Below are 23,403 nucleotides of genomic sequence, written 5' to 3'. Positions count from 1 at the left end.
CCGCCAGCGGCCTGGTTCAAATAATAACAACACAGCTTCTTCAGGGTGAATCATGAGTAAACTCGGGTTTTACCTGCTGCTGCTGGTGCTTGCACCGGTCGCTGCGGTAATCGTCATCACGCCTATGGACAGCCAGAAACAGTATATTTTTGGTTTGATCAATATTGGCATGATGTTTTTACTGGGCTTCAGTAAAAGCCGTAAAATAACCATTGTGATGGTTTTTCTTTCCGCGCTGATGTCGACCCGATATATCTGGTGGCGCACCACGGAGACGCTGCAGTTTAATTCCGAAATTGAAGCGATTCTCGGTATCGGCTTATATCTGGCCGAGCTGTACGTGTGGCTGATCTTAATTCTCGGCTTCCTGCAAACCAGCTGGCCATTAAAACGCACCATCGAACCGCTGCCGGATGATACCCGCTTGTGGCCGACGGTCGATGTCTACGTGCCGACCTACAACGAAAGCCTCGACGTGGTGCGGGATACCGTGCTGGCGGCGCAGTGTATCGACTACCCGCGCGATAAGATCAAAGTTTACCTGCTGGATGATGGCAAACGCAGCGAGTTCGCGGTATTTGCCGCCGACGTTGGCGTCGGCTATATCACGCGTGACGATAACCGCCACGCCAAAGCCGGCAACCTCAATCACGCCATGAAAATCACCAAAGGCGAGCTGATTTGCGTGTTTGACTGCGACCACGTGGCGACGCGCACGTTCCTGCAGGCTACCGTCGGTCCGTTCCTGAAAGATCCGAAGCTGGCGCTGCTGCAGACGCCGCACTACTTCTATTCGCCGGACCCGTTCGAACGTAACCTGCGCGCCGCGCGCAGCATCCCGAATGAGGGCTCGCTGTTTTACGGCCCGGTGCAGCAGGGCAACGATAACTGGAACGCCACGTTCTTCTGCGGCTCCTGTGCGGTGATCCGCCGCAGCGCGCTGGAACAGATTGGCGGCTTCGCGGTGGAAACCGTCACCGAGGACGCGCATACCGCGCTGAAAATGCAGCGTCTCGGCTGGGGTTCGGCGTTCCTGGCAATTCCGCTGGCGGCGGGACTGGCGACCGAACGTCTGGGTCTGCACGTGATTCAGCGTACCCGCTGGGCGCGCGGCATGACGCAGATTTTCCGCGTCGACAATCCGCTGCTGGGCCGTGGGCTTAAGTGGCAGCAGCGTCTGTGCTACCTCAACGCTATGCTGCACTTCCAGTTTGGCCTGCCGCGCGTGGCATTCCTCACCGCGCCGCTGGCTTACCTGCTGTTTAACCTGAATATTATCCACTCGTCGGCGTCGCTCATCTTTGCCTACGTACTACCGCATCTGGTGATGTCGCTGTATGTCAACTCGCGCATGAACGGCAAATTCCGCTACACCTTCTGGGGTGAAATCTACGAAACCGTGATGTGCTTCCACCTGGTGATTCCGACGCTGCTGACTCTGCTGTCGCCAAAGCACGGCAAATTCAACGTGACGGATAAAGGCGGCCTGCTGGACCAGGGCTTCTTTGACTTCCACATCGTGCGGCCTCACGTCATCGTTGCCGCGCTGCTGTCGATTGGCATCTTGGCCGGCGTGGTGCGCGCCGTGGCGCATGATTACTTCGGGGTGGACCCGTATGTGATTGCGCTCAACGTCGGCTGGGCGGTGTTCAGCCTGATCATCCTGATGGCGGCGATTGCCGTGGCGCGTGAAACCAAACAGGTGCGTAAAACCATTCGTATCGAGGTGCAGATCCCGGCGGTGATTCACTATGCCAGCGGCATCTCTTCGCGCACGCAAACCAGCGATCTGTCGATGGGCGGCGCGCAGCTGGATGCGCCGGACAACCGGCATGAGCACGATGAAATCGAAGAGATCGATCTGCTGCTGAAATCGGGTGCCATCACCATTCCGGTGAGCAAGATCTCCGGTGATGAGGAGACCATTCGCCTGCGCTTTGGCGCGATGCCGCTGGCGCGCCGCCGTGAACTGGTGCGCGTGGTGCTGGCGCGGGCCGATGCGTGGATCCAGCCGGAATATAAGCAGGACAATCCGCTGGTGTCGCTCGGCACCATCATCCGTACCGTCTTTGAGCTGTTCTGGCTGAGCTGGAAAGATCGCCGTGAGGCGCGCAAGCGTGATGGCCAGGCAACGGCCAAAGAGGACAGCGCAGCATGAAAACATTGACGTACACGCTGCTGGCCAGCGCGCTGACCACCACGCTGCTGCTCGCCCCTGCCTGGGCAGAGACGCCGGCGGTAACCCAGGACAGCGCCGCGCTCTCTGACGTACCGCCGCCGCAGGGGCTGGATGGCAGTGCCGATCCGCAGCTGAAGCAGGCGGCGGGCGACGCGCCGTACACGCCGGGCGATGCAGCGCCGGTGCAGGAAAATACAGCACCCGCACAGCCAGCAGAGTCAGCACCGCCGGCAGAGTCAGCAACGCCAGCAGCATCGGCTGCGCCTGATATCGTCATACCGCCGGTGGCTGCGGAGGCATCGGCTGCCGCTGAGCCCGCTGGCGCGCTGTTAAACCAGCCGGTGAGCAGCACCATTTCGGTGGCGCAGATGGGGCAGCCGCGCGGCATCACCCTGACCGGCGGCCAGCTGCAGTCCGGTATTCTGTTTACCCTGCCGGGCGATGAGGTGATCACTAATGCGCGGCTCAACCTGTCGCTGCGCGTCTCTGCCGCGCTGGCGGCGCGCAACACGTCGCTGCAGCTGATGCTCAACGGCCAGCCGCTCGGCACGCTGCCGCTGGGGGCCAGCGACAGCGATGTCAGCGACTATCAGCTGGATATTCCGGCGGCGATGGTGGTTTCCAGTAATAACCTCAGCTTTAAAATTAACGATGCCGACAAGCTGCTGTGCGAAAAAGAGAGCGCGCAGCAGTATCAGGTCACCATTCTGCCGAAAACCACGCTCAGCCTTGAAGGCCAGCAGCTCAACATCGGCACCAGCCTGCGCAACTTCCCGCGTCCGTTTATTGATGTGCAGCGCATGATGCCCGCCAGCGTGACCTTTGGTTTTGCCGCTAACGTTTCGCCGGATAGCGTCAGCGCCGCCGCGCTGGTGGCTTCCTGGCTCGGCATTCAGTCGGATTACCGTGGCATCCGTTTCCCGGTGGTGCGCGGCGATCTGCCCGAGCACAACGGTATCCTGATCGGCCATCCGGGTGACAAAATCGGCAGCGTGACGCTGCCTGCGGCGAAGGGGCCGCTGCTGCAGGTGATCGATAACCCCAACAATCCGGTGTACAAACTGTTGCTGGTGGTCGGTGCAGATGATGCCCAGCTGCGCCAGGCGGCCAACCGCCTGACCACGCAGCCGCTGGCCACCGATGCCAGCAGCCTGAACGTACCGCCGCAGCCGATTGGCACGCGCAAACCGTACGACGCACCGCGCTGGATCAACACCAGCCGCCCGGTGCGTCTCAGCGAGCTGCTGCGTAAAGATCAGAGCCTGACCACCACCGGTATCTGGCACGATGCGCTGCGGGTTAACTTCCGCGCGGCGCCGGATCTGTTCCTGTGGGACGGCGACGCGATTCCGGTCAATCTGCATTACCGTTTCCCGTCGGAAAGCTGGATCGATGAAAACAATTCGTTTCTTAACGTCACGCTGAACGGCACCTTCCTGCGCAACCTGACGGTGAACAAAGTCGGGCTGCTGGAGAGCGCCTGGCACCGGCTGGGCGGCGATGCACGCCAGGAGCAGTACACGCTGAAGCTGGAGCCATACCTGATTTACGGCGACAACCAGCTGGCGCTCTACTTCAACATCAAGCCAAAGGCGGATGCGCCGTGCGGCGTGCTGCTCAACAACAACATCAAGAGCCGTATCGAAGAGGATTCGTGGATCGATCTGAGCCACACGCGTCACTTCACCATGCTGCCGAACCTGTCGTACTTCGTCGGTGCTTCGTTCCCGTTCTCGCGGCTGGCGGATTTTTCGCAAACCACGCTGCTGCTGCCGGAGGCGCCGGGTGATGCCGAGATCGCCACGCTGCTGGACATGGCCGCGCGCGCCGGTAACGCCACCGGCGTGCCGCTGGTACAGAACCAGGTATTGTTCGGCCTGCCGAATGGCGGCACCAATCTGACGCGCCTGCAGCACAGCGATGTACTGGCGGTGAGCACCATGCAGCACAGCGCCTTCACGCAGCAGATGCTGGCCGGCACCGCTTACCAGACCAGCGGCAACACGCTGGGCGTTAAAGAGCCGACCACCGTCGATAAGCTGCGCGGCTGGCTGACCGGTGACTGGTCTCGCCAGCAGCTGGATGCCGATCGCTACTTCTCCTCAAATGAAGCGTGGCGCGGCTTTGTCAGCTATCGCTCACCGTGGAGCGCCGATCGTCTGGTGGTGATGACGGTCGCCACCAGCGATCAGCAGCTGCTGCGTTTGCACGATGATTTGAATTCGGCGCGCATCAACGCCGGCATCCGCGGTGATACCGCCATCATCACCGATGAGAACGGTATCCGCAGCTTCCGCGTCGGGCCGCAGTTCCCGAGCGGTGAAATGCCGTGGTACATGATGGTGGTGTGGTATGCCAACCAGCACTCGGTACTGATGGCGCTGGCGGCGCTGCTGCTGTCGGCGCTGATCGGCAGTGCGGCCTGGGTGATGCTGAAGCGCCACGCGTGGCGCCGTCTCCACCCGCAAGACGATAGCCACTCCGGCCGGAAGTAAGGATAAAAATAATGAAAAAACAGCTGATAAGTGCCGGTATTCGTCAGGCGTTCCTGCTGGGCGGCGCGCTGACGTTCTCACAGCCGCTGCTGGCGGCGGAGAGCACCAATCCGGCGTTACAGGCACTGTTCGACCAGGCGGCCTACTGGCATCAGAAAGCGCATGACGATCTGGCGAAAGCCTCGCTGCAAAAAATCCTGATGGTGGAGCCGAACAATACCCAGGCGCTGTATCTGCTGGCGCTCTATTCACAGCAAAGCGGCAGCGCGGCCGATGCGGCACAATGGCGCGCCCGCCTGAGTGCGGTATCGCCCAACGACCCGCATCTGACGGAGCTGGACAACGCGCGACAGCTGCAGAGCATTCCGCAGGCGCAGCTGTCGCTGGCGCGTCAGCAGGCGCGCAGCGGTAACATCGCCGCCGCGCTGCAAACCTGGCGCAACACCTTCAGCGGCAACGAGCCGCCACCCAGCGTGGCGGCAGAATATTATCTGACCATGGCCGGTGACCGCACGCTGCTGCCCCAGGCTGTGGAGGCGCTGCGGCAGTTTGCCGCCGACCATCCGCAGGATACCGGCGCTCAGCTGGCGCTGGGCAAAGCGCTGACCTATCAGGAAGCGACGCGCCGGCAGGGCATTGATGTGCTGGCCAGCATGGCGGACGGTAATAAAGAGGCCGATCGCTCGCTGCGTCAGGCGCTGCTGTGGCTGGCGCCGCAGGCGTCGGACGCCGCGCTGTACCAGACCTGGCAGCAGCGCCATCCGCAGGACAGCGCCGTGGTGGATTACTACCGCAAAAACGTCGGCGGCGCGGAGAAGGGGGCGGGCTTTAGCGCGCTGAACAGCGGCGACGTCAGCGGTGCGCAGAACAACTTTGAAAAAGTGCTGCAGGCCAACCCGCAGGACGCCGATGCGCTGGCCGGTATGGGCTACGTGGCGCAGCGCGCCGGACGCTACGCCGAAGCCGCCGATTATCTGACGCGCGCCGCTCAGCTGGGCGGCGATCAGAGCCAGCAGCGTCAGCAGCAGGCGGCCGACGCCCGCTTTTACGCGCAGCTGGCGAATGCCCAGCAGGCGCTGAAAAACGGTGACAGCGCGCAGGCGCTGGCGCTGAGTGAGCCGCTGACGCAGGCTGAGGGCGAAAAAGGTATATCGGCGAAGCTGTTCCGCGCTGATGTGCTGCGCCGCAGCAATCAGCTGCAGCAGGCGGAGCAAACCTACCGGGCCATTCTGCAGAGCGATGCCGATAACCGCAGCGCCAAAGAGGGACTGTTTTACGTGCTGCGCCAGCAAAACCGCAGCGCCGAAGCCAATACCCTGCTGGCATCATTGCCCGACAGCGTGCGCCAGAGCGTGGCACCGCGCGGTAACAGCAGCGATCCGCTGCGTGCGCAGGCAAAACGCGAGCTGGCGGCAGGCAACCGCAGTGCGGCCATCGCCACGCTGAACAGCGCCATTCAGCGCTATCCCAGCGACGGCTGGCTGCGACTCGATCTGGCGCGCATCTACCGCGCGCAGGGCGATAGTTTACTGGCTGCCAACGTCATGCAGCCGACCCTGCGCAGCGGTGCCAGCACCAGCGAGCTGTATGCCGGTGCGCTCAACGCCAGCGAGAGCGGTGCCTGGCAGCAGGCCAGCCAGCTGCTGGCGCGCATTCCCAACGGCAGCAAGAACAGCGAGATGCGCGAACTGGCGCAGCGCGTGAATTTCAATCTGCAAATGGCCACCGCCGATCGCTATCTGGCGCAGGGCTCTGACGCGGCGGCGGCCAATACGCTGCGCGCGCTGGCCGCCACGCCGCCCGCCAATCCGGTCGATGCCGGTAATCTGGCACAGAAACTGGCCAAAGCCGGCGATCTCACCACGGCGGTGACGGTGGTGCGCGGCAACATGCAGCGCGGCGTGCAGGGCAACGCCGGTGATTACGCCGCGCAGGTGGCGGTACTGAATCAGGCGGGACTGACGACCGAAGCACAGAGCTTCCTCAGCAGTCCGGAGCTGCAGGCGCGCAGTACGCCCACGCAGCTGGCCGGCATCCGCAATGGTTATCTCATCAATGAAGTCGATCGCCTGCGCGAGCAGAAGCAGTACGCCGCCGCCTATGACAAGCTGGTGGGGGCGCTGCAGCACGATCCGCAGAACCGCGATCTGATGTTTGCCATGGCGCGTCTGTATCAGTCCGGCAAGATGAACAAAGAAGCGGGCGTGGTGTATGACTATCTGCTGACGCAGGATACGCCCACTCAGGATGCGCGCACCGGTGCTATTGATGTGGCCCTGGCGCAGAACGACGTCGACAAAGCGAACACCTTAACCCGCGGCCTGCGCAATGAGCAGACGCCGGATCGCCTGTTACTGCTGGCGCGCGTGGCGGAAGCTAACGGCGAGCACAGCCAGGCGATGAGCTACCTGCGCAGCGCGCGCGGCCAGCTGATTGGTCTGCAGGGCGCACAGAGCGGCAGCGTGCCGACCGTTGGCGGTCTGGCGCTGGCGGACAATCCGTTTATCAACCGCAGCACCTCGCCGGTGTCCGGTTCGCCTTCCAGTTATGGCACGGTAATGCCGTGGCAAACGGCCCCGGCCACCAGCAGCAGCGCGCAGGACGTCACGCTGGCGAGCACCACGCCGGCGGTCCGGCAGAGCCAGACGCTGCGCCAGATTGACGAGATGATGGACAATCTGCAGGAGAAAACCGGCACCTGGGTACAGGGGCAGATGCAGGTGCGCGGACGCGACGGCGAATCGGGGCTCAGCAAGCTGACCGAAGCCAAAGCGCCACTGACCTTCTCGACCGTGCCGTTCGGCGAGTCGCGCTTCGACTTTACGATGACGCCGGTGTCGCTCACCGCTGGCAGTGCGGCCGGTGATGCGTGGCGTCGCTTCGGCAGCAACGCGCTGGTGCAGGGCAATGTGGTGGCATCCGGCGCGGCCAAGATAGACGACACGCCGTCTTCATCGACCGATTCGCAAAAGGCCACCGGCGTGGAACTGAATATGGCGCTGAAGGGCGACAGCTACAAAATCGACCTCGGCAGCACGCCGCTCGGCCAGGATCTCAGTACGCTGGTGGGCGGCGTGCAGTGGTCACCGAAGCTGACCGATTTCCTGACGCTGATCCTCACCGGTGAACGCCGCGCCATGACCGACAGTCTGCTGTCGTACGTTGGCGTGGAGGACAAGACCAGCGGCAAGCGCTGGGGGCGCGTCACCAAAAACGGCGGCAACGCCATGCTGAGCTTCGATAACGGCGACGCGGGTTTCTACGTCGGCGGCGGCGCTTACAGCTATCTGGGCGAGAACGTGGCGAGCAACAACAGCGTACAGGCCACGGCGGGCGCTTACGTGCGGCCTTACCACTACGACGACCGCGAGCTGAAGGTCGGCATGAGCCTGTCGTGGATGGATTTCTCCAAAAACCTGAGTTACTTCAGCTACGGTCAGGGCGGCTATTTCAGTCCGCAGAATTATGCCGCGGTATCGTTCCCTGTCGACTTCAGCCGCAAGTTTGATGACCTGAAAGTCAACGTTGGCGGTTCGGTCGGCTATCAGTCGTACAGCCAGGACAAGAGCGCATATTTCCCCAACGATCCGTCGCTGCAGTCCCAGCTGCAAAGCCTCGCCGATCAGGGCTTTGTCAAAAGTGCCTATTACAGCGGTGAGAGCAAAAACGGTATCGGCTATAACCTGCACGCCGGTGCCGATTATAAGATTAATAAAGATGTCACCATCGGCGGCCAGCTCGGCTATGACACCTTTGGCGATTACAACGAAAGCACAGCCAATCTGTACTTCCGTTATCTGTTTGGAGACAACTAATGAGTGAGCAACCGGGCGCACGCATCAGCCATCCGTATCAGCCGGGCTGGTTTGATCTGGTCAGCGTGATGATTGAGAGCATGCTGGACAACGCTGGCGCGGAGGCGGAAGCCTTCCTCAACGGCGTGGGCGAATTGCTGGCAACGCGCTATCCTTTGCCGGAGGTGCGCACCGTGCAGGATCTGGAGCGCGAAATTAATCTCCAGCTGGCGCGCTTTAACTGGGGCTTTGTCCAGCTGCAGCCGCAGCAGAACGCGATTATGCTTGAGCACCATGCCCTGCCGCAGGGCGACAGCCAGCTTGATGCAGAACGCTGGCAGCTGGCGCTGAGCGCAGTGCTGGCCGGCGTGTACGCGCAGTGGCTACGTGCGCAGGGTGGTAGCGCGGCGGTACCGCTGACGCTGGAAAAAATCGACGGCGGCACGCTGCATTATCGATACCAATAGGAAGCTGTGATGAGAGTGATGCTGTTCTGGCGTCAGTGGATGCTGTGTTTCATGGTGATATTTTTCAGTGCTCAGGCGGCGGCCGATGGCTGGAGCAGTTACAAAAGCCGCTTTATGAGCAGCGACGGCCGCATCAGCGATACGGCCAACAACAACGTCAGCCACACCGAAGGCCAGGGCTACGGCATGCTGCTGGCGGTGGCGTATAACGATCGCGCCACCTTTGATTTGCTGTGGCAGTGGACGCGCACCCATCTGCGCAATCCGCAGAACGATCTGTTCTACTGGCGCTACACGCCGGGCGCGGCCGATCCCATCGCCGATAAAAATGATGCTTCGGACGGGGATGTGCTGATCGCCTGGGCGCTGCAGCGCGCGGCACAGAAGTGGGGCGGTGATTATCAGCAGGCGTCGGATCGCATTCAGCGCGCGGTCATCAAGCTAACGGTGATCGACTACGCCGGCCGCAAGGTCATGCTGCCGGGTGCGCAGGGCTTCAATAAAACCAGCTATGTGGTGCTTAACCCTTCCTATTTCCTGTTCGCCGCATGGCAGGAGTTTGCGCAGCACAGCCATCTGCGCGTGTGGAACACGCTGATTGATGATGGCCTTGCGCTGCTGGGCGACATGCAGTTTGGCAAAACCGGCCTGCCGCTGGACTGGGTGGCGCTGAACGCCGATGGCTCCGTCGCGCCGGCGGTCGGCTATTCCAACCGCTTCAGCTATGACGCGATCCGTATTCCGCTGAATATCTGGTGGTACGATCCGCAAAGCCTGCGGCTGGTGCCCTTCCAGCGCGTCTGGCAGGGCTACGCGCGCGACACCACGCCAGCGTGGTTTGATGTGCTGGCCAATACCCCGGCACCTTACAATATGGAAGGTGGCCTGACCGCGGTGCGCGACCTGACGCTCAACCAAACCGGCTACCTCAGCGACCGCCTGGCGCCGGAGCAAAACTATTTCTCCGCCAGCCTGCAACTGCTGACCTGGCTGGCTTATCAGGAGAAGCGATAGCCTCTCTGTGCCGGACGGAATTAACCTTCCGTCCGGCCGATCACCATCAGGCCCGCCCGCCTGGTTTCAAACCGCTGTTCCAGCGTTTCACTCGATTCCAGACCTGTCTGTATTTCATTTCATTCCTGTACTGAACGTGCAGCTATTGCGCCCGATCAAAATAAATCGCGCGAATAAGGATTATCAGCGCACGCCATGCAACGCGTATTGAGAGGAGGCGCTATGAGCAAAGTCAGGTTTAAACGCAGTGAATTACCGCCGCTCACCGACAAGCAACAGGCGGAGCTGGATGCTTTGAGCCGGAAACAGGACAGCGACATCCAGTGTGATGATATTGCGCCGTTAGACGACAGTTTCTGGCAGGCTGCCGAACGGGGGCGTTTTTACCGCCCGGTAAAAACCCAGGCTTCGATCAGAATCGATGCGGATATTCTTGAGTGGTTAAAGGCGCCTGGCAAAGGTTACCAGACGCGCCTCAACGCGATCCTGCGAGCCGCGATGCTAAGAGAACTGCAGGGTAAATAGTGTGCTTATTTAAAATCCGCATACGGTTCCAGTGGCTGTGGTGGCATATCCATGTCGCCGTTCCAGCCGGCCATTGAGTAGCGCACATACAGCAGCCCGTGGCTTGGGGTGTAATCTTTCGCCTGCTGAATATCCATGGCCAAACCCAGCGACCAGTGCGGCGTGATGCGCCGCTCTATCAACGCCTGCACGGTATAGCCGAAACCGCGTCCGGAACTGCTGTCCGATGACGGATTGCTGGCCAGCGTAAAGCCGGGATTCACCGGGTAGCGCGCCTGAGCGTCGGTGGTTGACTGTGACCACGACACCGAGCCGCCGAGTTCATACGACCAGTTTTCCGTGCGCTGACGCCAGGTCAGCGGCACCGCCAGCGAGAAGTAGCGCTGCGGGCTGTAATAGCCGCCCTGGCCAAAGGTGTAGTCGCTCAAATCTTTCTGATAGTGCCACAGCATACTGTTCAGGCCGATGGTGGCGCGCTGGTTGTCGCTATTGATCAGCTTGTAGTAGTAGCCTGCCATCAGCCGTTCGCGGCTGTTATCTGCCACGTTTTCACCGCTGATTTGATGGGCGCTGAGATCGGCCCACATCCCGTGCGCGCCGCCCCGATCGTAACTCAGGCCGATGCCGCCGCCAGTCGCGACGACGCCGCCCCAGTTTTTGCCGCCGTTAGTGGCCGGATCGCGCGCGCCGGCGTAAGCCAGCAGCGAACTGGAGATCGGGCGACGTGAAGCGGTAAAGGTCACCCCGAGATCGTCGATGTCAGTTTTCCAGCTTAAGCCGCCGACCCAGTTAGTGACGGTAAAACCGAGCGGCGTGGTGCCGATATCGGCTGACCAGCGATCGTTGTGCCAGCCGACGCCCAGCGCGGTGCCTTCGTCCCGCTGGGTGAAATCGCGCCGGCAGCCCCCGGCGTTGGTATCGTTACAGCTGCCGAACTGTTCACTGTGGCTGCCATCAGTGGTGGAAAATGTTCCGGCAGACACCTGTACGTGATCGACGCGCACAAAGCTGCGGCCATCGGCCAGCGGGGTCTCCGCCTGCAGCATGGTGGTATGAGCGGTAAAGTCAGAGGTGCCACCGTTGCCCTTATCGCGCGAGTAGTCCTGTTCCAGCGTCACGGTGGTGTCCTGCTGGCGATACAGGTCAGCGGCGTCGCTGCGGATGCTGCGCTTCAGCCAGTCGTCCTGGGCCTGCGTGCGCGTCAGCCGGGTATAGCGGGCGTTATCGTCTGGCAGCGCAGGCGTGATGCCGCTGGCGACCATCGCCGCGCGGTAATCCTGCTGTGCCAGCGCGGGCTGGCGCTGCTGTCTCTCCAGCCGCGCGGCATCACGCAGCACCAGCGCTTTTTCCTGTGACGGCGCGACAGCGGCGGCGCGGGTTTTCAGCGCGCTGAACAGCTGCTGCGCTTTGAGGAGATCGCCGCTGTTTTGCCAGGCGAGCGCTACACGCCGGCCGCTGTTCAGGCTCTGCTGCGCCACGCTGTCCGGCAGGCTGTGCAGCGCTGCGCGCGCTTCGGTGGTGCGCTGTAGCGCCAGCAGCGCCTCGATGCGGCCGAGCGCGGCATCGTTGTTGCTGGCGTCCTGCTGCAGCACCTGCTGATAACCGGCCAGTGCTGTTGTGGCATCGCCCCGCTCCAGCGCCCAGTCGGCCAGCGTAATGTCGCGGCGCGGCGAGGCCGGCTGCTGTTGCAGCAAGCGGATGGCGGCGGCTTCATCACCGCGGGCGCGTAGCTCCCCGGCATGCCCGAACGCCTGGTTTTGCGCCAGGCGATCCGCCAGTTCATGCATGTTGCTGTCCCAGCGGGCGGTGGGTAAACGGTGCAGCGTGGCCAGCGCGGCGGCATCGTCGTCGCCGGATGACTGCCACAGTGCCGTGGCATACAGCGCGGCTGGCTGCTGCGGCTGCTGGCGCACCATCGCGGCCATGACCGCCGCGCCTGCCTGGTTGTCACCGCTGCTGCGTAGCGCATTGGCCAGCCGCCAGGCCAGCCAGACATCATCCGGTCGCGCCTGAGCCGCCTCACGGTATTTCGCTACCGCCTGCGGCCATTGCTGCTGCTGCGCCAGTGTGTCTGCGTCGGCCAGCAGGCTCTCAATACGTAAATTGCTCAGGCGCTGCTGCGCCGTGCCGTTGCTGCGGTCAAGGCGCAGCGCCTGCTGCCAGTACTGCCGGGCTAACGCGCTGTTTTTACGCGCCTGCGCCACATCGCCGAGGCCGATGAGCGCCCAGCTGTCATTACTGTCGATAGCCTGCGCGCTGCGGTACTGCCGTTCAGCGCCGGATAAATCCCCCTGCTTCAGCGCCGCGTCGCCGCTGTCGATGGCCAGCCAGTAACGATTGGTCTGTAACAGGGACTGCCACTTGCCGATTTGCGTGCTGGCCTGGCCCGCCTGAATCGCTTTATGTAGCCAGCTGATGGCGGCGGCGCGGTGACCGGCACGCGCCTGTGCCTGGCCCATAGCACCGAGCAGTTCGGCGTCGTCCGGATTGGCCTTCAGCGCCGCCTGTAATGCGCCGATTGCCGCCGCGCCGCCGCCAGCTTCGACCAGCGCCAGGCCGCGCATGCGCTGGCGGAAGGCCGGATCGGCCAGCATTTTTTGCTGACGCGCCAGCTCATCCGCTCCGCGCTGTTGCGCATCGCCGCTGGTGAACACCTGCAGATACTGCTGCAGGCTGGCAACGCTGCGCTCGCTTACCGGCTGGTTCTGGATCTGCTGCAGCCACAGTTCGGACGCGGCATCGCGGCCGCCGTCGCGGTTGGCCAGCTGACGCAGCTGGGTCACCGCCTGATCCGGCTGATTATTATCAAACGCCATGCGCGCCAGCTGTAGCTCGACGCCGATATTGCCCGGATAACGCTGCTCCAGCGCCTGCAACTGACGCCAGGCGAGCGGCTGCTGGCCCGGCAGGCGCGCCACCAGTCGCCAGTACTCCAGTTCGGTGTTTACATCGGGAAAGACGCCGTGAAATAGCGCATCCCACGCTGCTTTGGCCTCCGGCAGCCGTCCGGCGGTGGCCAGCAGCCGCGCCTGCTGCAGCTGCTGACGTCCTTCGGGGCTCATCAGGCGCAAACCTGCCGCAGATTCGCGTGTGGCGGCGTCATCCGGCGCAGCCTTTTGCAGCGCATCGAACAGCTGCTGCGCTTTGGCCTGATCGCCCTGACGCAGCGCCATACGAATGCGCGCCGCCAGCACCTGCGGGTTATCCGGATCGATTTTTTCCAGCCGGTACAGCGACTGCTGCACCAAATCGTATTTGTTGGTGGATTCGCCGGTACGAATCTGCATCAGCAGCCACGCCACCGGCGCCACCTGCGGACCGGGCGCGGCCGCCACGCTGCCGGCCAGCGCACTGGCGATCAGCAGCGCAAGCGGTAACTTATTCATCGTCATCCAGCTCAGCCAGGCGACGACGGCTCACCATGCGCATCAGGCGCCAGGCCATCAGGGCGAACAGGATCACCACCAGCACGGCACATATCGCCAGCCATACCGGATGGGTGGCCAGCAGATTCCACAGCCGCTCCCACCACGGCAGATGCCCGACAAAGTAGGTATCGCCCACGCGCACGCTGTTGACGCCGGACTCCCGGACGATGCTGACGGAACCGAACATCGCCGCGCGCTTACCGCTGTCGCGCAGCGCACCGTTCAGCAACTCCCAGCCGCGCGGGCTGTCAGCCAGCAGCGCCACCACACTGCGCTGATCGTGAAACGGCGACTGGAAGCCAACCAGAGCGCCGAGCGGACCGCGCGAACTGATGCCGGTCTGGCTTTCGGCGGTGCGCTCGCTGGCTGACAGTGGCACGTTGGGCGCGCTGCCCGGGCGCGATGGCATGTTGAGGGTACTGCGCGTGCGATCCACCAGCAGATTGATCGCTGTCTCCGCCTGCAGATCCGGCGGAATGCTGCCGATCAGCAGCAGATCGGCATCGTGGTCTTTCGCATTGCGCCAGTCATCGCTCATCTGCACGCGCAGTGCCGGATAGCCGGTCTGGGCGCCGATCGCCCCCAGCGCGTCAAGCAGCGTACTGACTTCGCCGCTCTCCGGTTTTGCCGGCACCAGCACCAGGGTTTGCGCCAGATCGGCGAAGCGGCTGAACGGGAAGCCAGCGCTGGCAAACGCGCCGAGCGAAGGCATTTCAATGTAGTGACGATAGCCGGAGAAATCGATGCTGGAGCGATCGTCGATCACCGCATGATGCGCGACGGGGGTGACGGTTTCACAGCGGCCATCGGCAGTGCCGCCGATAAAGGTATTGGCGTAGTCAAAATCAAAGCGCAGCTGGTTCACCACACCGAGACGCAGTGCCGGAATGGTCAGCTGACGGCTGTTGTCCTGCAGGCCCTGCATCAGCGGAATGCGCATCAGCTGCTGACCCGCGCCATCTTTACTGGTCAGCGGATAATCCTGCATGAACTGGTTATTGAGATGCACCGCCAGCCGTGAGCCGTCCTGCTGCACCGGTGAGGTGTAGCGATAGATCAGGTCCATATCAATGCCGCGTGCGCGCACCAGGAACAGATCCGGCGGCAGGTTGAGCGTCAGGCTAATTGGGTTGGGTTGCAGGCCATCGGTCTGCAGCTGGTTCTGATACTGCGTCAGTTCACCAAAGGTGGTACGGCGATCGGTGCGTACCCAGTTTGGCGCATCGTACGGCTGGCGCGGGGCCAGCAGTTTTACGCTGTCGATGGTGGCGCGCTCGCCGCGCAGCAGCAGTTCACCCTGCGCAATGCCCTCTACTGCAGTGATCAGATCGTTATCGTCGCGGCCGAGAATCAGCAGCATCTTCTGATAGGGATTGTCCGGCTGGCTGATCATTTCCACGGTGGGTTTGTCCACCGGCGGCAGCGTTTGCAGGAAGTCCGGCCGGCGATCGTTGGTGGCGAACACCACCGCATGCTGCCCTTCCGGCAGCTGGTTATACAGCACCGGGAAGGACTGGCCGCGCCACTGCGCCTGGCTACCGAACCACGAGGCCAGCAGGCCTGCCGCACGCTGTTGCTGCACATCCGGCTGGCCGCTGAACACCATCGGCAGCTGCAGCGGCCGGTTGTCGCGCGCGTCAAAGAATGGCTCCGGGAAATGAGAGAGATCGTTTTTCAGCGGCAGCTTCTGCAGCGTCAGGTCCAGTTTGCTCGCTTTACCGATATCCAGCCAGATGGTGCTGTTGGCCGGATTTTCACACACGTTGGCGTAGTGGCCGACCAGTTCCAGGCGGATGCGGTTAAAATCGCTAATGTAGCGCGGGTCGATCGCCAGCTGCGTCTGGTTTTCTTTGCCGAGCTGATCGGCGGTGACGGTGACCAGTCCCACCAGTTCATCGTTGAGATACACCTTGAGCTGCGACTGCGTCGGCAGCAGCGCCGGCGAAGGCCGGTAGTTGAGCGTCAGCAGCGCGCGCGTGACCACTTCGTCGCTGCGCACGCCGAACTCAATCTGGCTGGTAGGGACGGTGCCGCGCAGCGTCATGCTACCCGGCGGCGGTGCCACCTGGGTAAACAGCAGCTGGCTATCGCGCAGCGGGGCGCTGGCATCGAGCGGTTGGTTCACGTCGGGCAGCGGCGCAGAGGTTGCCGCAGGCGGTGCAGCAGGAAGCGCCGCCGGAAGTGCCGCCTGCGCCAGAGGCGCCGTGCCCAGCAGCAGGGCGGTGAACCAACTCAGTTTTCTCGTCATGGTCATATCATCAGCTTAGGTAAAATCAGTGTTGAGCGTTGCCGGTCGCGGACGGACGTTATGCGGCAACAGCGTTGCCAGCCAGTGCAGTCCGGCGGTCAGGCCACGGAACAGGCGGCGCAGCGGTGCCGGACCATACTCCGCCAGCCGCAAATAGCCTTTGAAGCCGAGCAGCATAATGTCCGCCAGGCTCTGCACCGGTTTATCCTCCGGAAAACCGTCCTGCCACAGCGCCCAGGTATCGGCGCGCGCAAAGGTGCACTGAATAAATTCGATGTGCTGGCGGGTGGAGAGCTGGTGCAGGCGGATACCCGCGCGGCGGCCAAATACGCGCTGTACCTGGCACGGGAAGCTGAACTCCTGCTGTCCGCGCCGCAGCAGCAGCGAGACGCTTTCGTTCTCGCGCAGTGCATCCGGCTCGCGCAGTTCGACGCCCACGCCGCCGTCAGAGTAGTCGCGCAGCGTGCACGGCAGCATATGACCATCGGCGCGTGCCAGCGCCGCTGGCATGGCGATCTCCACGCGGTGCGCTTCACGGATTTGACGCGCTTCCACCGACACCGCCACCGCGCCGCCGAGAATAATCATGTTGTAAACCACCCACACCAGACTGACCCAGATGGTGAGCAGCTCATTGGCCGGGCCGTGCGCCATGCGCCAGAAGCCCATGCCGATACCGGCAATGTTCAGCAGCACCAGCAGCATGTAGGGTTTGGTGATCACCCAGTCGAGATGGCGCTCTTCTACCAGGCCCCCTTTGGCGGTCACGTTGAATTTGCCTTTGTGCGGATTAAACAGCGCGACGGTGGTGGGGCGGGCGATGTACCAGGCGAGCACGGTTTCATACACCTCGCTCCAGAACGAGTGGCGCCAGCGCCCCTGGATGCGCGAGTTGGTCAGGCTGGTATGCACCATGTGCGGCAGCACGTAGATGGCGATGGCCAGCGCGGGCGCATAGATGATGTAGGCATGGCACAGCAGAAACGCCAGCGGCGCCAGCAGAAAGATCAGCCGGGGGATACCGGCAAGAAAGTGCAGCATGGCATTGGCGTAACACAGCCGCTGTACCAGCTTCAGTCCTTTGCCAAACAGCGGATTATCGAGACGGAAGATCTGCACCATGCCGCGTGCCCAGCGGATGCGCTGGCCAATATGCGCTGACAGACTTTCGGTCGCCAGCCCGGCGGCCTGTGGAATGCGGATGTAGGCTGAGGTGTATCCGCGGCGGTGCAGTCGCAGCGAGGTGTGTGCATCTTCGGTTACCGTCTCTACCGCGATACCGCCAATCTCATTCAGCGCGCTGCGGCGCAGCACTGCACAGGAGCCGCAGAAAAAGGCGGCATCCCAGGTGTCGTTACCATCCTGCACCAGACCGTAAAACAGCGAGCCTTCATTCGGCGTCTGGCGGAAGCGACCGAGGTTGCGCTCAAACGGGTCTGGCGAGAAGAAGTGGTGCGGCGTCTGCAGCATGCCCAGCCGGTGATCTTTCAGGAACCAGCCCATGGTGAGCTGCAGGAACGAGCGCGTCGGCACATGGTCGCAGTCAAAAATCGCCACGTATTCGCTGCGGCAGGTGGTTTTCAGCGCATGGTTGATGTTGCCGGCCTTGGCGTGTTCGTGGCTGGGGCGCACCACGTAATTGACGCCCACGCTGGCGGCAAACTCGCGGAACTCCTCGCGCGTGCCGTCATCAAGGATATAGATGTTGAGTTTATCCTGCGGCCAGTCGATGCCCAGCGCAGCATAGATGGTGGGTTTGACCACGCTGAGCGGCTCGTTGTAGGTCGGCACCAGAATATCGACGCTGGGCCAGCTGGCGATCTCCGGCGGCATTGAGACCGGCTGGCGGTTGAGCGGCCACAGCGTCTGGAAATAGCCCAGCACCAGTACCGTCCACGCGTAGGTTTCCGCGCCAATCAGCAGCAGGCCAAACGTCAGGCTGAGCGGATCGTCCCAGTTAAGGGTTTCCGTATAGCGCCACCACAGATAGCGGCAGGAGATGGTGAGCGACAGCACGATCAGCATGATGGTCACCAGCCGGCCCGGCATACGGCGCACCAGCATGGCCAGCGCCCACAGCAGCAGCACAAACACAAACTGCGTGGTGATATCAAACGGCTGCGAGATGCACAGCAGCGCCAGCAGGCTGGCGGCGATCGCCACCACGATGAACAGCAGCTGACGCACGCGCCGTGGCAGGCGCTGCAGCCAGCGTTCGCTGCGCTGCGGCACGCCGCTGTGCTCCAGCCGCGCCGGCAGCTGCGCCAGCCATTGATACAGCTGCTGGCGCCAGCGGAACAGCGAGCCAAAGGCGTTAAAACGTTTACGCTCGCTGCGCGCGCTGCCGTCCAGCGGCAGCATGATAAGCAGCCACAGGCTCTGGAGTGCATAGCGCACGATATCGAGCGGACGCGGGCGCAGCGGAGAGATATGCGGGAAGTAGCGCTGACGCTGCTGCAGCACGCGCCGCCACGCCGGCGTTTCCAGCCGCAGCAGCGACCAGGCGAACACGCACCACAGCAGATGCAGCGCGACCGTTAACCGCCCGGCGCCGTGCTGACGCGCCAGGTGCGCGCGCTGTTGCAATGCCTGCGAGGCCTGCGGCACCAGCAGCCAGCGCAGCGCATTCATGCGCCACCTCCGGCGACATGCAGCAGCAGCCAGTTGGCCAGCGTATTGATCTCTTCGCTGGCCAGCGCATGCGGACGCCAGGCGCCCACCGGCTGTTTCATCATCAGCGCTTCCGCCAGCGCTTCATCGCGATGAATCACCTGTGGAATCAGGTTCTTAAGCGAGCGCAGCCACAGCTGATGCAGATCCTGCTGCAGCTGGCTGTTGGCGTTGAACTGGTTAATCAGAAACAGCGTCTGCGGCGAAAAGTGCGCGCGGTGCAGGCGCAGCTGGCAGTTGGCATCCAGCGTTAACAGCTGAAGCAGCCGATCGGCGGCCGGGATGAACGCCTGCTGCCACGGCAGCAGATCCGCCGGAAGGTCGAAAATAATCCACTGATAGCGCTGTTTCAGGGCCGGCAAAGCCTTAAGCAGCGGTTGTGCAATTTCCGCTGTCGCTGCGTTTAAGGATAAGGTCTGCTGATGCGTGAGCGTGCCAGACGGCAGGAAATCCAGCCCCGGCTGATAGCGCAGCGCGCTGTGCTGCCACGGCTGGTTATCCAGCTGCGCACGCAGCCAGCCGTGCGGCGTGTCGAGCGGCAGATTAAAGTGGGCCGCCAGTTGGTTGGCTGGCGAAAGGTCGATAAGCAGCACCGACTGCTGCAGCGCGTTTAGCGCCCAGCCCAGCGCGGCACTGAGTGCCGTCGCGCCACACCCGCCGCGCAGCCCCTGTAAGGCGAGAACCGGCATTAGCGTGGTGACTCCGGTCCCTGCGTGCATTCCTGCAACAACGGCCAGCGCGACAGCAATTGTTGCAGACGCGCTTCACGGGCAATATCAATATAGCGAAACGCCTTCAGTGAAAAGGCGTCACTCAGGGCGTTAATATCATCCTGATCTTCGCTGCCGACAGCGATCAGTGAAAAAGCATTTTCAGTTTTCATTACTTTTTTGCCACCAAAGAAACGACAACGGATAAAGAGGGGTGATATTTTTCTTGTCGCGTATAAAACCGCAGCCAGCGATTTCTGGCCCGGCAAAGTTCAAACAGTCTGGCGCGTGCGCAGCTTTTTTTATTTCAGCAGTTCCAATCGTTGCCGTCTATATTAAACTAGCCTGGATTGTACAGATCGCGACGCTAATATGAAAAATCTTTATACGCTTGGCCTGCAGCAGGTACAACAGGAATTAATCGCCCTGCAGTCGCCGGGATTTTACTGGATAACCTGCCAGCGGCCCGAAGACGCACGAACGCTGTTACGTCAGGTGGTTAGCCAGCAAAAGGCGGCCACGCTGGTGAGCGCGGATGAACCCCCGCAGGCGCTGTTAACGCCCGATCCGCCCGGCGGTCCGGCGCGTATTCCCTTATTTTCGCTGCCTGCCAATAAAGCCAGCCTGCAACATCTGGCCAGCGATATGGCGCGCGTAATGAATAAACGTAGCGGTCTGGTCATGTTTTATAGTCAGGCGGCGCTGTGGAGCAAATTATCCCCGGATGAACTGACCGTGTGGATAAAAGGCTTGCGCCGGGTTCTGTTAAAAAAACAAATGACGCTGCTAATGATCACCTGCGGAACCGCAATTATTCCCCTGCGAAATCATCTGCAGCGTTATTTTCGTCAGCTTGATGGTGTCGCCCATTTAGAATTTCAGCAGGATAGCTGGCAATATCGAATTAACTGGTGGTACTCCGCCGATAAATTGCTGGCCGACCGCGCTATCCGCCTGAACTGTATTGATAATCAGTTTATTGCGCAGGCTGAAGCTGCCGCGTCACAGCCGCTGAGCCTCAATGATGAAAACCAGTTTCTGGCCCAGCAGGATGTGCTGGAAGGGGCGCCGCCGCTTTCCGCGCAGTGGCAACTATTCAGCGATAACGAGAGCGTGTATGCGCGCGGGCAGCAGGCTAACGCCGCCACGGTCATCTTTAGCCTGGCCCATAATCAGGATGTGCCGACTCTGGCCAGCATGGTCCATGGTTTGCGGCGATCGCGCGGCAACGCGCTGAAAATCGTGGTGCGGGAACTCGGCACCAGCCTGCGCTACAGTGACGAACGTTTGCTACTGGCGTGCGGCGTTAACAGCATTGTCCCAACGGCGGCGCCGCTGTCGCGCTTGCTGACTGCACTGGAAGGCGTGCAGGGCCAGCAGTTTACCCGCCACGTGCCGGCCGATCTGCCGGCGCTGGTGCAGGCGCTACAGCCGCTGCAGCAGAAAGGCTATTTGCCGCTGGAGCGTTTCTGTGCGGCGGTACAGCAGTTGATGAACAATACGCTGCTGCCGGAAAACGACAAAGGGCTGATGGTGGCGCTGCGCCCGGTGCCGCAGCTGTCGCCGCCGCAGGTGCTGACGCTGTGTAAACCACGTCGTTTTGGCGACCTGGTGACGCTGGTTGACGATCGGCTCTATTTATTCCTCTCTTCCTGCCGCTTTAACGACCTGGACATTGCCCTGAAATCGATATTTTCCCTGCCGCACGACGAGCTGTTCAGCAACCGCATGGTGTGGTTTGCCGACAATCAGATTTTGTCGGAGGTGAATAAAGTGCGGCAGCTGACGCCGGTGGCGCAGTTCGAACCGCTCAGGGTACCGGCCGCTGCGCAACCAGCCGCGCCGGCAGCGGCCGCGCCGCGCAGCCCTCAGACGCCGCAGCCAATCATCATAGATCTCGGGGAGCCGCACGTATGACGCTGATGGATGGTGTGCAGGTGGCGATCCTGCTGTTACTGATTTTGCTGTTCCTGAAATCGCTGTGGCGACGCTGGCTGCCGCAGCGCAGCACCAGCCTGCTGATGCGCCTGTTACCTGCCCGCGCCCTCAAATCGGAAGGGCAGTGGCAACGCCAATCGACCAAAACGGATAAACATGGATAACACACCTTCGACGCTGCACGCGGCGCGCTGGCGCGGCCTCGGCGGCTGGAACTTTTACTTTCTGATCAAATTTGGTCTGTTGTGGTACGGCTATCTCAACTTCCATGCACTGAGTAATCTGGTGTTTCTGGCGTGGCTGCTGTTTCCGCTGCCGTCAGCGCGGCTGCATCGTCTGCGCCAGTGGGTTTCGCTGCCGATTGGCTTCGCGCTGTTTTGGCACGATACCTGGCTGCCGGGTCTGAACTCGCTGCTCAGCCAGGGCAGCCAGGTGGCGGGATTCTCGCCGGCCTATCTGCTGGATTTGCTGCAGCGCTTTATTAACTGGGAGATGATCGGCGCGGCCTTTGTGCTGCTGGTGATTTACCTGTTCGTGGCGCAGTGGATTCGCGTCACCGTGCTGGTGTCGCTGGCGCTGATCTGGCTGAACGTGCTGACGCTCGCCGGCCCGGCGGTCAGCCTGCTGCCCAGCAAAGCCGCCGCACCGCCGGTGGCGCTGAACGACAAACCGGCCGCCAGCCCGGCCGCGGCGGGACTCGATCAAAGCGCGCCGCCCACCAGCGCCAACCTCACCGCGTGGCTGAATCGCTTTTACGACAGCGAACGCCAGCGCGTCACGCATTTCCCGGATGCGCTGCCCGCCGATTCGCAGCCGTTCGATATTCTGGTGATCAACATCTGTTCGCTGGCGTGGTCGGACATTGATGTGGCGCAGCTGCGTGACCATCCGCTGTGGAAGCACTTTGATATCGTGCTGAACAACTATAACTCCGCCACCGGCTACAGCGGCCCGGCCGGTATTCGCCTGCTGCGCGCCAGCTGCGGCCAGACCTCACACAGTAACCTGTATAAAGCCACCGACCAGCGCTGCTATCTGTTTGATAATCTGGCGAAGCTGGGCTTTAAGCAGCAGCTGATGATGGATCATACCGGTGTGTTCGGTAACTACCTGAAAGAGCTGCGCGAGGATGGCAACATGCAGGCGCCGCTGATGTCGCAGGCCGGGATTGCGCCGGAGCTGACGTCTTTTGATGGTTCGCCGGTGTACAACGATGGGCAGCTGATGCAGCGCTGGCTTGATGACCGCAGCAAAAGCAGCGATGCGCGCAGCGCCACCTTCTACAACCTGATTCCGCTGCACGACGGTACGCGCGAGCTGGGCAGCACTCGCACCGCCGAGTGGCAGCCGCGCGCACGGGTACTGTTCGACCAGCTCGATACCTTCCTGACCAATCTGGAAAAGTCGGGACGCCGGGTGATGGTGCTGGTGGTGCCGGAGCACGGTGCGGCACTGCAGGGGGATAAAATGCAGATGTCCGGGCTGCGCGACATTCCGAGCCCGGGCATCACCCACGTGCCGGTTGGCATTAAATTTGTTGGCATGAAAGCGCCGCATCAGGGCCAGCCGCTGACCATCGATACGCCTGTCAGCCTGCTGGCGATTTCCGAGCTGGTGTCGCGGGTGGTGGACGGTCAGGTGTTTAACGCACCGAATGTCAACATGTCGGTGCTGGCGGATAACCTGCCGCAGACGCCAGTGGTGTCGGAAAATGATAACGCCGTCGTGATGATGTATCAGGGCAAACCGTGGATTCGCCTTAACGGCGGCGACTGGGTAGCCTATCCGCAGTAAAACCTGAGCGGCAAACGGTGCGGGCTGGCGCGCACCGTTTTGTCTCTGCGCCGCTAATGGCTGACAAAATGCTGAAACCGCGCGTAAAGCGGGGCAGTTGCGTGATTTTCGCCTTTATCCCGGCGCAAAAAAATGCTGACC

At 62.0% G+C, this 23,403-nt stretch carries 14 protein-coding genes; 9 read left to right on the top strand and 5 right to left on the bottom strand.

Going from position 1 to position 23,403, the window contains the following annotated elements:
* Positions 1-52: 52 nt before the first annotated feature.
* The 6 genes from bcsA (C1N56_RS18460) (at position 53) to C1N56_RS18435 (ending at position 10,474) form a co-directional block, all read left to right on the top strand.
* Positions 53-2,158, top strand: coding sequence for a UDP-forming cellulose synthase catalytic subunit (gene bcsA / locus C1N56_RS18460; protein WP_394516957.1), 2,106 nt, complete (start codon positions 53-55; stop codon positions 2,156-2,158).
* Positions 2,155-4,674: a cellulose biosynthesis cyclic di-GMP-binding regulatory protein BcsB gene (gene bcsB, locus C1N56_RS18455; RefSeq protein ID WP_394516956.1), complete on the top strand. Its 2,520-nt coding sequence runs from the start codon at positions 2,155-2,157 to the stop codon at positions 4,672-4,674. Before bcsA (C1N56_RS18460) ends, bcsB (C1N56_RS18455) begins: the two co-directional genes overlap by 4 nt.
* An 11-nt stretch (positions 4,675-4,685) precedes the next feature.
* A complete protein-coding gene (locus tag C1N56_RS18450; protein WP_136547567.1) occupies positions 4,686-8,489 on the top strand; it encodes a cellulose biosynthesis protein BcsC in 3,804 nt (1,267 codons plus the stop codon).
* On the top strand, positions 8,489-8,935 hold the full coding sequence (gene bcsD, locus C1N56_RS18445) for a cellulose biosynthesis protein BcsD (RefSeq protein WP_394516955.1): 447 nt from the start codon (positions 8,489-8,491) through the stop codon (positions 8,933-8,935). Before C1N56_RS18450 ends, bcsD begins: the two co-directional genes overlap by 1 nt.
* 9 nt (positions 8,936-8,944) lie before the next feature.
* Positions 8,945-9,949, top strand: coding sequence for a glycosyl hydrolase family 8 (locus C1N56_RS18440; RefSeq protein WP_394516954.1), 1,005 nt, complete (start codon positions 8,945-8,947; stop codon positions 9,947-9,949).
* Positions 9,950-10,171: 222 nt separating this feature from the next.
* Complete coding sequence (locus C1N56_RS18435; RefSeq protein WP_058775497.1) at positions 10,172-10,474, top strand: BrnA antitoxin family protein; 303 nt, start codon at positions 10,172-10,174, stop codon at positions 10,472-10,474.
* Positions 10,475-10,479: 5 nt separating this feature from the next.
* Here the strand turns inward: C1N56_RS18435 and bcsC are convergent, their stop codons facing one another.
* From bcsC to bcsR, 5 genes are read right to left on the bottom strand one after another with little or no spacing between them, the layout of a single operon-like run.
* Complete coding sequence (gene bcsC / locus C1N56_RS18430; protein ID WP_394516953.1) at positions 10,480-13,860, bottom strand: cellulose synthase complex outer membrane protein BcsC; 3,381 nt, start codon at positions 13,858-13,860, stop codon at positions 10,480-10,482.
* Positions 13,853-16,150 (bottom strand): cellulose biosynthesis cyclic di-GMP-binding regulatory protein BcsB, encoded by a 2,298-nt coding sequence (gene bcsB / locus C1N56_RS18425; RefSeq protein WP_394516952.1) that lies wholly within the window; start codon positions 16,148-16,150, stop codon positions 13,853-13,855. The genes bcsC and bcsB (C1N56_RS18425) overlap by 8 nt, the downstream gene beginning before the upstream one ends.
* A gap of 15 nt (positions 16,151-16,165) precedes the next feature.
* Positions 16,166-18,781: a UDP-forming cellulose synthase catalytic subunit gene (gene bcsA / locus C1N56_RS18420; RefSeq protein WP_394516951.1), complete on the bottom strand. Its 2,616-nt coding sequence runs from the start codon at positions 18,779-18,781 to the stop codon at positions 16,166-16,168.
* Positions 18,778-19,509 (bottom strand): cellulose biosynthesis protein BcsQ, encoded by a 732-nt coding sequence (bcsQ, locus tag C1N56_RS18415; RefSeq protein WP_021507006.1) that lies wholly within the window; start codon positions 19,507-19,509, stop codon positions 18,778-18,780. Before bcsQ ends, bcsA (C1N56_RS18420) begins: the two co-directional genes overlap by 4 nt.
* On the bottom strand, positions 19,509-19,703 hold the full coding sequence (gene bcsR / locus C1N56_RS18410) for a cellulose biosynthesis protein BcsR (protein WP_021507005.1): 195 nt from the start codon (positions 19,701-19,703) through the stop codon (positions 19,509-19,511). The genes bcsQ and bcsR overlap by 1 nt, the downstream gene beginning before the upstream one ends.
* Positions 19,704-19,902: 199 nt before the next feature.
* On the opposite strand from bcsR, the gene bcsE reads away from it, so the two are divergent.
* Genes bcsE through bcsG form a run of 3 tightly spaced genes read left to right on the top strand, consistent with a single transcriptional unit; the run spans position 19,903 to position 23,262 of the window.
* Positions 19,903-21,447 (top strand): cellulose biosynthesis protein BcsE, encoded by a 1,545-nt coding sequence (gene bcsE / locus C1N56_RS18405; RefSeq protein WP_136547556.1) that lies wholly within the window; start codon positions 19,903-19,905, stop codon positions 21,445-21,447.
* The gene (gene bcsF, locus C1N56_RS18400) at positions 21,444-21,632 is read left to right on the top strand and encodes a cellulose biosynthesis protein BcsF (protein ID WP_010617915.1); all 189 of its coding nucleotides are present in this window, start codon (positions 21,444-21,446) and stop codon (positions 21,630-21,632) included. The genes bcsE and bcsF overlap by 4 nt, the downstream gene beginning before the upstream one ends.
* Positions 21,625-23,262, top strand: a complete 1,638-nt coding sequence (gene bcsG, locus C1N56_RS18395) for a cellulose biosynthesis protein BcsG (RefSeq protein WP_104189219.1) — start codon at positions 21,625-21,627, stop codon at positions 23,260-23,262. Before bcsF ends, bcsG begins: the two co-directional genes overlap by 8 nt.
* The last annotated feature ends 141 nt before the right edge of the window (positions 23,263-23,403 follow it).

This window comes from Pantoea sp. SGAir0175, from assembly GCF_043547855.1.
The sequence above is the reverse complement of the archived record's forward strand: the minus strand, read 5'-3'. Positions and strand labels throughout refer to the sequence as shown.

What these genes read in the sequence shown, in the direction of transcription:
- bcsD (WP_394516955.1), top strand. Translation starts at nt 8,489, where the DNA reads ATGAGTGAGCAACCGGGCGCACGCATCAGCCATCCGTATCAGCCGGGC.
- bcsG (WP_104189219.1), top strand. Translation starts at nt 21,625, where the DNA reads ATGGATAACACACCTTCGACGCTGCACGCGGCGCGCTGGCGCGGCCTC.
- bcsQ (WP_021507006.1), bottom strand. Translation starts at nt 19,509, where the DNA reads ATGCCGGTTCTCGCCTTACAGGGGCTGCGCGGCGGGTGTGGCGCGACG.
- bcsF (WP_010617915.1), top strand. Translation starts at nt 21,444, where the DNA reads ATGACGCTGATGGATGGTGTGCAGGTGGCGATCCTGCTGTTACTGATT.
- C1N56_RS18435 (WP_058775497.1), top strand. Translation starts at nt 10,172, where the DNA reads ATGAGCAAAGTCAGGTTTAAACGCAGTGAATTACCGCCGCTCACCGAC.
- bcsB (WP_394516956.1), top strand. Translation starts at nt 2,155, where the DNA reads ATGAAAACATTGACGTACACGCTGCTGGCCAGCGCGCTGACCACCACG.
- bcsE (WP_136547556.1), top strand. Translation starts at nt 19,903, where the DNA reads ATGAAAAATCTTTATACGCTTGGCCTGCAGCAGGTACAACAGGAATTA.
- bcsA (WP_394516957.1), top strand. Translation starts at nt 53, where the DNA reads ATGAGTAAACTCGGGTTTTACCTGCTGCTGCTGGTGCTTGCACCGGTC.
- bcsA (WP_394516951.1), bottom strand. Translation starts at nt 18,781, where the DNA reads ATGAATGCGCTGCGCTGGCTGCTGGTGCCGCAGGCCTCGCAGGCATTG.
- C1N56_RS18440 (WP_394516954.1), top strand. Translation starts at nt 8,945, where the DNA reads ATGAGAGTGATGCTGTTCTGGCGTCAGTGGATGCTGTGTTTCATGGTG.
- bcsB (WP_394516952.1), bottom strand. Translation starts at nt 16,150, where the DNA reads ATGACGAGAAAACTGAGTTGGTTCACCGCCCTGCTGCTGGGCACGGCG.
- bcsR (WP_021507005.1), bottom strand. Translation starts at nt 19,703, where the DNA reads ATGAAAACTGAAAATGCTTTTTCACTGATCGCTGTCGGCAGCGAAGAT.
- bcsC (WP_394516953.1), bottom strand. Translation starts at nt 13,860, where the DNA reads ATGAATAAGTTACCGCTTGCGCTGCTGATCGCCAGTGCGCTGGCCGGC.
- C1N56_RS18450 (WP_136547567.1), top strand. Translation starts at nt 4,686, where the DNA reads ATGAAAAAACAGCTGATAAGTGCCGGTATTCGTCAGGCGTTCCTGCTG.